This window comes from Azospirillum sp. B506, assembly GCF_000333595.1.
Lineage (GTDB): Bacteria > Pseudomonadota > Alphaproteobacteria > Azospirillales > Azospirillaceae > Azospirillum.
This window is the reverse complement of the sequence record NZ_BADK01000006.1, coordinates 1-11,604: the sequence shown is the minus strand read 5'-3', so window position 1 is coordinate 11,604 and position 11,604 is coordinate 1. Positions and strand designations below refer to the sequence as shown.

General features: G+C 66.2%; 10 protein-coding genes and 1 pseudogene. 2 read left to right on the top strand and 9 right to left on the bottom strand.

Annotated elements, in window-relative coordinates:
- Nucleotides 1-7: 7 nt before the first annotated feature.
- Both I71_RS38055 and I71_RS00200 read right to left on the bottom strand, forming a co-directional pair.
- Entirely contained in the window at nt 8-181 is a 174-nt protein-coding gene (locus I71_RS38055; RefSeq protein WP_159107325.1) for a hypothetical protein, read from the bottom strand.
- Nucleotides 178-1,032, bottom strand: coding sequence for a phosphate/phosphite/phosphonate ABC transporter substrate-binding protein (locus I71_RS00200; RefSeq protein ID WP_042688579.1), 855 nt, complete (start codon nt 1,030-1,032; stop codon nt 178-180). Before I71_RS00200 ends, I71_RS38055 begins: the two co-directional genes overlap by 4 nt.
- 359 nt (nt 1,033-1,391) lie before the next feature.
- On the opposite strand from I71_RS00200, the gene I71_RS00195 reads away from it, so the two are divergent.
- Nucleotides 1,392-1,580 carry a hypothetical protein gene (locus tag I71_RS00195; protein ID WP_042688578.1) on the top strand — a complete coding sequence of 63 codons (189 nt, stop codon included), beginning with the start codon at nt 1,392-1,394 and terminating at the stop codon, nt 1,578-1,580.
- A 73-nt stretch (nt 1,581-1,653) separates the two neighbouring features.
- On the opposite strand, the gene I71_RS00190 is transcribed toward I71_RS00195, so the two are convergent.
- The 5 genes and pseudogenes from I71_RS00190 to hppD form a co-directional block, all read right to left on the bottom strand.
- Nucleotides 1,654-4,728, bottom strand: coding sequence for a multidrug efflux RND transporter permease subunit (locus I71_RS00190; RefSeq protein ID WP_042688577.1), 3,075 nt, complete (start codon nt 4,726-4,728; stop codon nt 1,654-1,656).
- A 10-nt stretch (nt 4,729-4,738) separates the two neighbouring features.
- Entirely contained in the window at nt 4,739-5,983 is a 1,245-nt protein-coding gene (locus I71_RS00185) for an efflux RND transporter periplasmic adaptor subunit (protein WP_244433522.1), read from the bottom strand.
- 6 nt (nt 5,984-5,989) lie between these two features.
- Nucleotides 5,990-6,748, bottom strand: coding sequence for a TetR/AcrR family transcriptional regulator (locus I71_RS00180; protein ID WP_042688576.1), 759 nt, complete (start codon nt 6,746-6,748; stop codon nt 5,990-5,992).
- Nucleotides 6,749-7,084: 336 nt separating this feature from the next.
- Nucleotides 7,085-7,463: pseudogene (locus I71_RS35410) on the bottom strand (helix-turn-helix domain-containing protein); the annotation flags it as partial.
- A 195-nt stretch (nt 7,464-7,658) separates the two neighbouring features.
- On the bottom strand, nt 7,659-8,732 hold the full coding sequence (hppD, locus tag I71_RS00175) for a 4-hydroxyphenylpyruvate dioxygenase (protein WP_042688575.1): 1,074 nt from the start codon (nt 8,730-8,732) through the stop codon (nt 7,659-7,661).
- Nucleotides 8,733-8,869: 137 nt separating this feature from the next.
- On the opposite strand from hppD, the gene I71_RS00170 reads away from it, so the two are divergent.
- A complete protein-coding gene (locus tag I71_RS00170) occupies nt 8,870-9,358 on the top strand; it encodes an Lrp/AsnC family transcriptional regulator (RefSeq protein ID WP_042688574.1) in 489 nt (162 codons plus the stop codon).
- A 23-nt stretch (nt 9,359-9,381) separates the two neighbouring features.
- Here the strand turns inward: I71_RS00170 and I71_RS00165 are convergent, their stop codons facing one another.
- Together I71_RS00165 and I71_RS00160 are read right to left on the bottom strand one after the other, a co-directional pair.
- Nucleotides 9,382-10,530 (bottom strand): glycosyltransferase family 4 protein, encoded by a 1,149-nt coding sequence (locus I71_RS00165; protein WP_042688573.1) that lies wholly within the window; start codon nt 10,528-10,530, stop codon nt 9,382-9,384.
- 2 nt (nt 10,531-10,532) lie between these two features.
- Nucleotides 10,533-11,441 (bottom strand): glycosyltransferase, encoded by a 909-nt coding sequence (locus I71_RS00160; RefSeq protein WP_244433521.1) that lies wholly within the window; start codon nt 11,439-11,441, stop codon nt 10,533-10,535.
- Nucleotides 11,442-11,604 lie beyond the last annotated feature (163 nt).

Sequence of the window (11,604 nt, the reverse complement as noted above, 5' to 3'; positions counted from 1 at the left end):
CGCGGCGTTAGCACCGGCGCACCTGTTCCGCATGCAGCTTGGCCTGCTCGGTGAGGCTGCCATAGAGCAGGCGCACGCTGTTGGCGACCAGCAGGGTCAGCATGATCGCCTCGACCGCCATGGCGGCGGCCAGCATGCGTCCGCGCAGCGTCTTCCAGGGCGCCAGACGGGGCAGGATCATTTCCCGGCCTTCAGGACGCCCCGGACCTCGTCGGCCAGCGGCTCCATCGCCTCCAGCTCCTCGCCGGTGACCGGGCGGTAGCCGCCCAGCTGGTTGGCGTCGAAATAGCTCCTGCCCTCCGCCGTCTCGCCGAAGGCGAACAGCGCCTTGCGCAAAGGGTCCGCCAGGGCGGCGTGCCTGCCGTTCAGCATATAGACGCGGCCGGCCATGGGCTGGCTTTCGGCGATGGTGGACAGCTGCGCCTGCACCTCCGGCGCCAGCTTGGCGCGGTTGGCCAGCGACATGAAGCCGGCGGAGGCATCGCCGGCCAGGATCAGCTGGGCCACACTGTCGGCGGCGCTGACATAGCGGATCTGGACGTTGGGCAGCTTCCGGTCGGCAAGCCAATGCTGGCCCCACAGCGTCACCAGCGACGACGGGCTGAGGCCGAGGACGGTGGTGCCGGCCAGCGACGCCTCGGTCTGGTACGGCCCCTTGGCCGCCGCCACCAGCACGGCGCGGAAGTCCGACCTGTAGGTCAGCAGCGGCAGATAGCCGGCGTCCTTGCGCAGCAGCTGGGCCTGATGGCCGGTGGTCACCGCGATGTCGTAGTCCTGGTCGACCGCCCGTCGGGCGAAGGCGGTGAAGTCCGGCGCCGTGATGATCTCCACCGGCCGGCCCAGCGCCGCCTCCACCGCGCGGCGTACCGGCTGGTACTGTTCGATGATGACGCGGGCGCTGGTGTGCGGGGCGATGCCGATGCGGAACGCCTGCTCCTGCGCCGCCAGGGCCGGGGACGGTGCCGCGACCGTCAGGCCGCAGAGGATGGCGGAACAGAGCACGGCAAGGCCGGAGAACAGGCGCTTGGTCATGGGTTTCGGATCCCTACGATGTGCAGGTGTGAAATGCCGGTGCGCCAATGGAGAGCATTCGTGACGGCGACGGCCCGACCGCAGATCTAGGGCGAAAGATATAACATCCGATAAATACCGAAGGTAGGGGCAAGAGCGCGCAGGGAGGTCATCTTCGCGCATAAGGATATCGGGTTTCGGCGCTATGGACTCCGTGTGGAGATTTGTGCGTCGCCGGCCGCATCATTCTGTTCACGGCACGCAACTTTGAAACGGAGGCGGAATAAGAATCGAACGGAAACCGAGAAAGATCACGCTTTGATTGCAGGAGTGTCCGCTATGTGTCTAAGGGGCCCCTATAGCCGCAAAGGATCCCCGTCGTGCCGGACCGAGCTTGCGACCCGCATTCCGCCATCTGCCGCGCCATCCGTCTGCTGCGCGACCACAGCCGCGGTTGCGACAGCGTCGAGACCCGGCGTCTGCTGATCCGCACCGAGCGCTGGATGATCTGGATGCTCCGCCAAGCGGAGGGCGAGGATCTGCCGGTGCCGGTGGAACTGGCGGGGTGAGGGCCGCGCAAACGAAAACAGCCCCCTCCCGGATGGGAGGGGGCTGTTTCGTCGAAGGGTGCGGGACGGCGGGTCAGGTCATGCTGCGCAGCTGCTCCGCCCGGCCGGAGCGCGAGGCGGCATAATGGTCCTTGGCCAGCACGGTATAGACCGCGGGCAGGACGAACAGCGTGAACAGCGTGCCGATCAACATGCCGGACACGATGACCAGCCCGATGGAGAATCGGCTGGCCGCACCGGCGCCCGCGGCGGTCAGCAGCGGCAGCAGGCCGACCACCATTGCCGCGGTGGTCATCAGGATCGGCCGCAGGCGGACACGGGCGGCATGCTCGATGGCGGTGCGGCGGTCGACGCCCTCGTTGAGCTGCATCTCGCGGGCGAACTCCACCAGCAGGATGCCGTGCTTGGAGATCAGGCCGATCAGCGTCACCAGCCCGACCTGGGTGTAGATGTTCATGGTGGAGACGCCGAAGAACAGCGGCAGCAGCGCGCCGCAGATCGACATCGGCACCGACACCAGGATCACCAGCGGGTCGCGCAGCGACTCGAACTGTGCCGCCAGCACCAGATAGATCACGATCAGCGCGAAGGCGAAGGTGACCATCAGCTGGTTGCCCTCGGTCACGAACTGGCGCGATTCCGACAGGTAGGCGTGGTTGAAGCCGGCCGGCAGCTGGGCGCGCGCCTGCGCTTCCAGGAAGTCGACGACCTGGCCCATGGAGACGCCCGGCATCGGCACGGCGGAGAAGGTGGCCGACGGCAGCTGGTTGTATTTGTTCAGCGCATTCGGCTCCACCGCCGTCTCCACCGACACCACGGTGGACAGCGGGATCTGGGCGCCCGATCCGGAGGTGACGTAATAGTTGGTCAGCGACTCCGGCGTCAGGCGCTCGGCCCGCGGCACCTGGGGAATCACCTCGTAGGAGCGGCCGTTCAGGTTGAAGCGGTTGACGTAGTTGCCGCCGACCAGCACCGCCAGCGTGTCGCCCACCGACTTCATCGACAGGCCGAGGTCGGCCGCCTTGGCGCGGTCGATCTTCAGCCGGACGACCGGGCTGTCATATTTCAGGTCGGTGTCGGAGACGATGAACATGCCGCTCTTGGTGGCGGCGTCCTTGATCCGCTCGATGGCGTCGAAGATGGTGCGGTAATCGCCGGGGCTGGAGATCACCATCTGCACCGGCAGGCCGCCGGTGGAGCCGGGCAGGGCCGGCGGCGACACCAGGAACACGTTGATGCCCGTCACCTTGCCCAGTTCGGCCTGGGCCAGCGGCTGCAGCTGCTTCGCCGACCGCCCGCGCTCGCCCCACGGCTTCAGGATCATGCCGGCGAATCCCTGGTTCAGGGTGGGTATGCCGGTCAGCACGAAGCGGGTGTCGGTCTCCGGGAACTTGGCGAAGGTCTCGTCGATCTGCTTCCCGAAGCTGTCGATGTAGTCGAGGTTGGCATATTGCGGCGCCTTGGAGATGCCGAACAGGATGCCCTGGTCCTCCTCCGGCGCCAGTTCCGACATGGTGTTGGCGAACAGATAGCCGACCGACAGCAGGATGCCGACGGCGAACAGCAGGGTCGCGGCGCGATAGTCCAGCATGCCGTGCAGCCGCCGCTCGTACCAGCCGGCCAGCCTCTCGAACTGGCGGTCGAGGAAGGCGGCGAAGCGGCCCGGCTTTCCCTCCTTCAGGATGACGGAGCACATCATCGGCGACAGCGTCAGCGCCACGATGCCCGACACGATCACCGACGCGGCCAGCGTGAAGGCGAACTCGCGGAACAGCGCGCCGGTCAGCCCGCCCAGCAGGCCGATGGGGGCATAGACCGCCGCCAGCGTGATCGTCATCGAGATGACCGGCCCGATGATCTCGCGCGCGCCGATCAGCGAGGCGGCGACCGCCGATTTGCCATGCTCGATATGCCGGTGGATGTTCTCCACCACCACGATGGCGTCGTCGACCACGAGGCCGATGGCGAGCACCATCGCCAGCAGCGTCAGCAGGTTCAGCGAGAAGCCCAGAGCCAGCATGAAGGTGGCGGCACCCACGATGGACAGCGGGATGGTGACCACCGGGATCAGCACCGAGCGGATGGAGCCGAGGAACAGGAAGATGACGACGATGACGATGGCGACCGCCTCGACCAGCGTCTTCACCACCTCGTCGATGGACGCCTGGATGAAGCGGGTGCTGTCATAGACGATTTCCATCTTCATGCCGGGCGGCAGGTTGCGCCGCAGGTCCGGCTCCATCTTGCGGATGTCGGCGACGATGTTCAGCGGGTTGCCGGTGGGGGTGCTGTCGACGCCGATGAAGATCGCCTGCTGGCCGTTCATCGCCACGCTGGCATCGAAGCTCTTGGAGCTGAGTTCGACGGTGGCGATGTCGCGCATGCGCACCAGCGCCCCGTCCTTGGCCTTCACCACCATGTCGCGGAACTGCTCCACGTCGGTCAGGCCGGTGTTGGCGGTGACGTTGGAGATGACGAAGACGCCCTTCGCCTGGCCGGGGGCCGACTGGTAGTTGTTGGCGGCGATGGCCGCGGACACGTCGGCCGGCGAGATGTTGCGCGCCGCCATCTTGGCCGGGTCGAGCCACAGGCGCATGGCGAAGGTCTGGCCGCCCAGGATCTGGGCCTGCGCCACACCCTCCACCGTGGACAGCACCGGCTGCACCACGCGCGTCAGGTAGTCGGAGATCGCCGCCCCCGACAGGTCGGGGCTGGAGAAGCCCATATAGAGGATCGAGGTCGTCTCGCCGGTCGATTTCAGGATGACCGGGTCGTTGGCCTCGCGCGGCAGCTGGTATTTGACCTGCTGCACCTTCGCCATCACGTCGGTCATCGCGACGTTGGGGTCGAAGTTCAGCCGGACATAGGCGGTGACGACGCTCTGCCCCTGGGTCGAGGAGGAGGTGAGGTAGTCGAGACCCTCCGCCGTCGCCACCGCCTGTTCGATCGGGGTGGCGATGAAGCCCTGCATCAGCTCCGGCGAGGCGCCGGGATAGCTGGTGGTCACGGTGATGACCGTGTTCTGCAACTGCGGATACTGCCGGATCGGCAGTTCCAGCAGGGCGCGGGCGCCGACCAGCAGGATCAGCAGGCTGACCACGAGCGACAGGACGGGCCGGCGGATGAAGATGTCGGTGAAACTGCCCATGGCGTCGTCCTCAGTTCTGCGGCAGGGACTGCGGCGGGGTCAGCGGATTGCTGTCCGCCGGGACGACGGCCGCGCCGTTGGCGAGCTTCAGCTGGCCGGACACCACGACGCGGTCGCCGGGGGTCAGGCCGCTGCGGATCTCCACCCGGTTGGCGAGACGGTCGCCGGTCTTCACCGGCTTGCGCTCCACCACCATCTGCTCCTTGCCGTCCTGGCCCTTCTGCCGGGTCGCAACGAAGACGGAATCGCCATAGACCGTGTAGTCGACCGCGGTTTCCGGAACGGTCAGCGTGTTGGGCTGCGGCGGCAGGACGACGCGGACATTGGCGAACATGCCCGGCCGCAGCTGGCGCTCGCGGTTGTCCATGGTCGCCTGCACCTTCACCGCACGGGTGTCGGCGCTGACCTGCGGTTCGATGGTGGTGATCTTCGCCTCGAAATCGCGGCCGGGCAGGGCGTCGACGTTGATCAGCACCGCCTGCCCCACCGACAGCTTCGGCAGCGCCTGCTCCGGCAGGGTGAAGTTGATGTAGAGCTGCGACAGGTCGGTCAGCGTCACGATGGTGGCGCCGGGATTGACGTAGTCGCCGACATTGACCTGACGGATGCCGAGGTCGCCTTCAAAGGGCGCCTTGATCAGCTTCTGGCCGATCAGGGCGCTGGTGCGCTTCATGTTCGCGTTGATCTCGTCGAGCTGCGCCTGATACTGGTCGACGTTGCTCTGCGGCGTCGCCTGGCTGCGGCGCAGGTCGCGGTAGCGTTCCAGGTTGAGCTCCGCCAGACGCGCCTGGGCACGCTGGGCCAGCAGGTCGGCCTGCTCGGTGGCGTCGTTCAGCTGCACCAGCGGGTCGCCGGCCTTGACGCGGGCGCCCGACTCGAAGGGGATGCGGTCGACTCGGCCGGCGACCTCGGGAGCCACCGTCACCTGTCGCGCCGCCTGCAGCGTGCCGATGGCCGACAGGTATTTCGGAATGGTCTGCACCGTCGCGTCGGCAAGCGCCACCGGGGTGGGCGGCGGCTTGTTGTTGGCGAAGAAATCGGCGATGGCCTTGGCGCGGAAGCTGTTGAAGCCGTACAGCCCCGCACCCAGCAATCCCAGCACGATCAATGTGATGATGATGCGCAGGGTCAGCCGCCCGCGCGTCACCGGCTTGCGCGGCGGAGGCGGCGAGCCGGGGGGAGGCCGTCCGTGGCCCGGCTCGGACGCCGGGTGGCCGAATGACGTCTCGGTCTTTGGCGATTGGTCCAGGGTCACGATCGGCTACTCCGGTCTCTCGGGTGTGGGGTCGTCATTCTTGGCTGCGCCATGCGCGGGCTTGGCTGCGCCATGTGCCGGCGGCGGCTGGGAAGGCACGAAGGGAAAACGTCCGCCGCTTTCATGGGCGGCGATGGCGGTGTCGCTCAGGCCGAGCCCGCGCAGGATGAACCAGATGGTCTGGCGCGCAAGGTCGGGACGGCCGCAAGGATAGGGCACGATGGCCCCGCCGGACAGGCTGACGGTCGCCATCATCTCGCACAGGTGTTCGGCGAGCCAGAAGCCGTTCTCCGCATCGACCGGTCCCGGCGCCAGATCGCCGGCGGCGGTCGCGGTCTCGATGGAGGCGGCGAAGTAGGGCAGGAAGCGGCTGCGAATGCCCTCGAAGACCTGCCGCATGAACTCGCCGTCTTCCAGAAGGCTGATGATCGACAGGCGGTGGCGGGCACGCTCGTCCGGATCGGCCGGGAGCTCGATCACGAAGTAGCTCACCAGCGCCTGGATCATCTGCACCAGCGTGTCGGTGCCCGGCGGCAGAGCGACCAGCCGTTCATATTCCGGGTCTTCGTCGATGCAGTTGAGGAAGATCGCCTCATATAGCGAGGCCTTGGACGGGAAATGCTTGAAGATCAGCGCTTCCGACACGCTTGCGGCCTGCGCGATCTCCTTGGTGGTGGTCGCGGCGAAGCCCTTCTGTGCGAACACCGGCAGGGCAGCATCGAGGATCGCGCGCCGACGGGTACGGCTATCAAGGCGTGGAGCCATATACGGCAATCATCCGTCGGCTGAGTTGCGATGTCAGGTGAGCGTGTACTCACTATGAAACCGGTTCCTACACCGCCTGACGGCGCTTGTCTATACGGGCTAAGGTGATTTTCCGATCAGCAGTGTCAGCTGTCGGTCTAGGTTGCCCCTCTGGCGCAAAGGATCTGCTGTTTCAACCTTGCTGATGCCGGCTGGCAGAATGCAGGATGCGGCTGCTCGGAGATGACGGCCGCGGTCGGCGTCGAGGCCGGCGGTCAGCTCTTCGGGGGCCGGCGATCTCTGTCGCCACGATGGCGGGAGGGACGGCGTCCTTCACCGGCCACGACGGCTTCCTGCCATCGTATCGTGCGACACTGTCGCGCCATCAGAAGCATCCGGCTTGAGGCGGCCAGCAATCTGTTGTGGCGACCAACCCTCCCGCTGCCTGACGATCATGTGGTCGCGCAGAACCGGCTTGAGCGTCAGTTTCAATCTACGCAGAGAACGTCGATCACGGACATACTTCTGGGCGCTGGTGTAGAAGTAGCCCTTGTACTCTTTGCCCCCGGCGATCCCGGAACGGGTCGTGATAGAAGTTGCGCCGGATTTCCCGGTGGATGGTCGACCGGCGACGACCCAACGCCTCGGCGATCGACGCCACCGGAATGTTAGCGTCGCACACGTCCTGGACGCGGCGACGCTTTGCAAAATCGATCTGGGAACAATGCTCACCCATCAGCGCTCAAGACTCGTAAAGCCTTGTGATTACAAGAAAGTTGCACTTCAGAATAGAACCTACCGCGCGTACACTTGAAAGACGCATAAGTAGAATTATGGAAAATTTATATTGGGAATCCGATAGCGGAAGAAATGCCGCCCGGCCTTGGGGCCGGACGGCGGTCGGAACCTTGTCTGGAAGCCTGCTTGATGCTCAGGCCGCATTCTCGCCCAGCACGCCGCGGCGGATCTGGTCCAGTTCGATGGATTCGAACAGGGCCTTGAAGTTGCCCTCGCCGAAGCCCTCGTTGCCGATGCGCTGGATGATCTCGAAGAAGATCGGGCCGATGACGGTCTGGGTGAAGATCTGCAGCAGCAAGCCCTGGCCTTCGGTCGGAGCGCCGTCGACCAGGATGCGGTTGGTCTGAAGGCGCTTCAGATCCTGGTTGTGACCCGGCACACGGCGGTCGACGCCCTCGTAATAGGTATCAGGGGTGTCCTGGAACGGGGTGCCCATGGCGCGCATGGTCTCGACCGTGTGGACGATGTCGTCGGTGCCCAGCGCAACGTGCTGGATGCCTTCGCCCTTGTAGTCGCGCAGATATTCGACGATCTGCGACCTGGTGTCGGCGGATTCGTTGATCGGAATGCGGATCTTGCCGCAGGGGCTGGTCATCGCCTTCGACCGCAGGCCGGTCAGCTTGCCTTCGATGTCGAAGTAGCGGATTTCGCGGAAGCCGAACAGGCGGGTGTAGAACTCGGCCCACTCCTCCATCCGCCCGGTGTGGACATTGTGGGTGAGATGGTCGATGTAGGTCAGGCCGGCGCCTTTCGGATGCTGGTCCACACCCGGCAGCGGCACGAAATCGACCTCATAAATGCTGCCGCGGTCGGCGTAGCGGTCGACGAGGTAGATCAGCGAATCGCCGATGCCCTTGATGGCGGGGATGTTCAGCTCCATGGCGCCGACGCGGGTCTCGACACCCCAGGCCCCGAGTTCCAACGCGCGGCGGTAGGCGAAGGCGGCGTCGGCGACGCGGAAGGCGATGGCACAGATCGACGGGCCGTGCTGAGCGGCGAAGTTGCGCGGGAAACCCGACGGCTCGGCATTGACGATGAAATTCACATCGCCCTGGCGGTAGAGCGTCACGTCCTTGGAACGGTGGCGGGCGATGGCGGTGAAGCCCAGCTGCTCGAACAGGCGGCCCAGCGCCACAGTGTCCGGCGCGGTGAATTCGATGAACTCGAACCCATCGGTCTTCATCGGATTGTCCCACATGTCGGCCATGATCGCCTCTCAAATTGGCTTGTTCTGCGATCAGTATGACGGACTGTCTGTGGAAATAGCTTTCAAAGTAGACCCGGCACACCTATGATTTTGGCAAAATTTCCCGATTCATCCGTCTAATCCGGAGAATTTTCCCGTTGAGCGCCGCTCTGTCGGAAATCGACATCAGGATCCTGGTCGCGCTGCAGGAGGATTCGCGCCTGACCGTGCAGGAGCTTGCCGACCGCGTCGGCACATCGCCGTCGTCCTGCTGGCGCCGTCTGAAATCGCTGGAGGAAACCGGGGTGATCCGCCGCTACACCGCACTGGTCGATCCCAAGGCGGCGTCGGTCGGCGAATGCGTCTTCGCCCATGTGACGCTCGACCGCCATTCGGCCGAGACCGCGGCAATCTTCATCGACGCCGTGCGCAAGCGGCCGGAGGTGCTGGAATGCTACGCGGTGTCGGGCGATGCGGACTATCTGCTGCGGGTCGCGGTGCGGGCCATCGCCGACTACAACCGCTTTCTGGAAGAGTTCGTCTTCCAACTGCCCTTCCAGGTCCGCATCCGCTCCAACTTCGCCCTGAAGGAAATCAAGTTCGAGACGGCGCTGCCATTGGGAGGGCTGCCGGGGGGCGGGGCATAGCGCCCTCCCCCAGAGGTCGTCCCCTACCCCGCCACGCGGCGCTTGGCCGGCACGCTGGCGGATGCTGCGGCCGGATGCGGGCCGGCGATGCGGTCGAGCAGCAGGTCCAGGCCGGTGCGGCTGGTCTCATAGGCCACCCGCGCACGGGTCAGGGTCTGGGCCGAAGCGGCGGCGAGCGCCTCGCGGTCGTCGGCCCAGGCGGACAGGATCGGCGTCGCCGCCCGGACGAAATCGGTGTTCCGCGGCACCAGACCGTCGGCCGGAATATCGGAGCCGATGCAACCGCGCTCGTAGGCAAGCACCGGGACACCGGCGGCCATCGCCTCGAACAGGACGAGCGGCTGCGCCTCGTTGCGGTATTGGGTCGGAAAGACGAAGACGTCGATGTCGCGATAGAAGGCGTCCTTGGACTCGCCATGGACCGGGCCATGATACTCCACCGCCCCATCGAAAGCCATCAGTCCGGCGGCGATCATTGCGTTGTCCTTCGGCTTCAGGCCCGGCCCGGCCAGCACCAGCCTGGCCTCCACCCCTTCGACCTGCAGGGCGCGCAGCAGGGCGAACAGCGTGTCCAGCCCCTTGTCGCTGCACAGGTTCGACAGGTGGCCGATGCGCAGCGGACCGTCGCGCCGTGGGCGTGGTACCGCGTCGGGCACGGAGAAGATGGCGTTCGACATCGTCATGCAGCTGCGCGCCGCCGGATAGACCGACTGGAAGCGCATCTGCATCGCCGGGCACAGCAGCACATGGGTGCAGTCGGTGCCGGCGACGCGCGTCAGCAGCCGCATCCGCCAGGTCGGCTTGGCTATGGTGGCGAAGGAATGATGGTGCAGCACCCGCTCGTATCCGAACAGCCGCGCCGTTCCGGCCAATGCCGCGGTGTAGAGCGTCCCCCAGCCCGAATCCACCGGCATGTAGAAGCGGCGGTCGGGCTTGCGCAGCCCGGCGGCGAGCCGGCCCATGGTGCCGAACACCCGGGTCATCTTGCGCAGGTGATAGGCGACGCCGCCGCCGTTCCAGCCGGGCGACAGGTCGGCGACCTCCACGCGGCCGCGCCCCCGCATGCGGTCCTGCAGACGCTCCAGCACCAGGGCCGTCACCCGGCTCATCCCATCCACCGGCGGCGGCAGGCGCCCGGAGACGACCACATGGGTGCGCGCGTTCCGTTCCATCGTCAACTCCCGGTCAGGGCCGCTCCGGTCGACCGGCCATGCTGGCCACCCTCCGGGTCGGCGGAATAGTCGGACACATAATCCGCGTCCGCGCTGCGCTCCGCCTTCGGACCGCCCAGCGCCACCACGGCCTTCTCCACCGACTGAGCGAAGAAGCTGGCGTCGGCCAACGCCTGGAAGGGCCGCCCGTTCAGGCTCAGGCGGCGCCACTCCCCTTCGTCTGCCGCGACCGACAGCATGTAGCGCGCCAGCCCCTCGGGGTTGTCGGGCTCCACGATGTGGCCGTTCAAGCCGCTGCGGATCAGCACGTCGCGCGCACCGCATTGGTCGGACAGGATGGTCGGAACGCCCATGGCGAGCGCCTCGTTCACCACCAGCCCGAACTGCTCCTCCAGCGACGGCAGCAGCAGGCAGAGCGTCGAGCCCAGCGTCTCGGCGATCCCCTTCTCCTGCAGGAAGCCGCGGAAGACGATGGCCTCGTCCAGCCCGCGCCGGGTCACCTCGGCCCGCAGCTCGGCCTCCAGCGGGCCGGAGCCGCAGAGATGGAGCGGGCGGGCGGCCGGACCGGCGAGCTTGCGGTAGATGTCGTAGGCCTCGACCGCCCGGAAGAGGTTCTTCTTCGGGACGAAGCGCGCGATGATGGTGAAGTGGCGGTCGGCGAAGGGAACGCCACCGGGGGCCGGCTCCATCCCCGACAGCCGGCGGATTCGGTCGAGCGACAGCGTGTCATAGCCGATATAGAGCCGCTCCTTCGGCAGCCCCAGCAGGCGGAAATAATCCACCGTGCGGTGGCTGCCGCCGATCCCCGCCTGATAGGGGGCGTAGAAGACGCTCTTGACCATCTCCCGCCACAGGACGCGCGGCTTGTCGTCGTATTTGGAGGCGTTCATGTTGATGACCTTGCGTCCCATCAGCCGCATGGTCAGGGCGAGCGCGAAAACGTCCGGATCCTCGTAATGGCACAGGAAGAATTGGGAAGAATCGCTGCGGGATTGCCTGCACAAAAGAGCGCCATTGCGCCGAACTGCTGCACAAATGCCGATTTTTTGCGCAGACATGCTGCGGCGAAGCGGT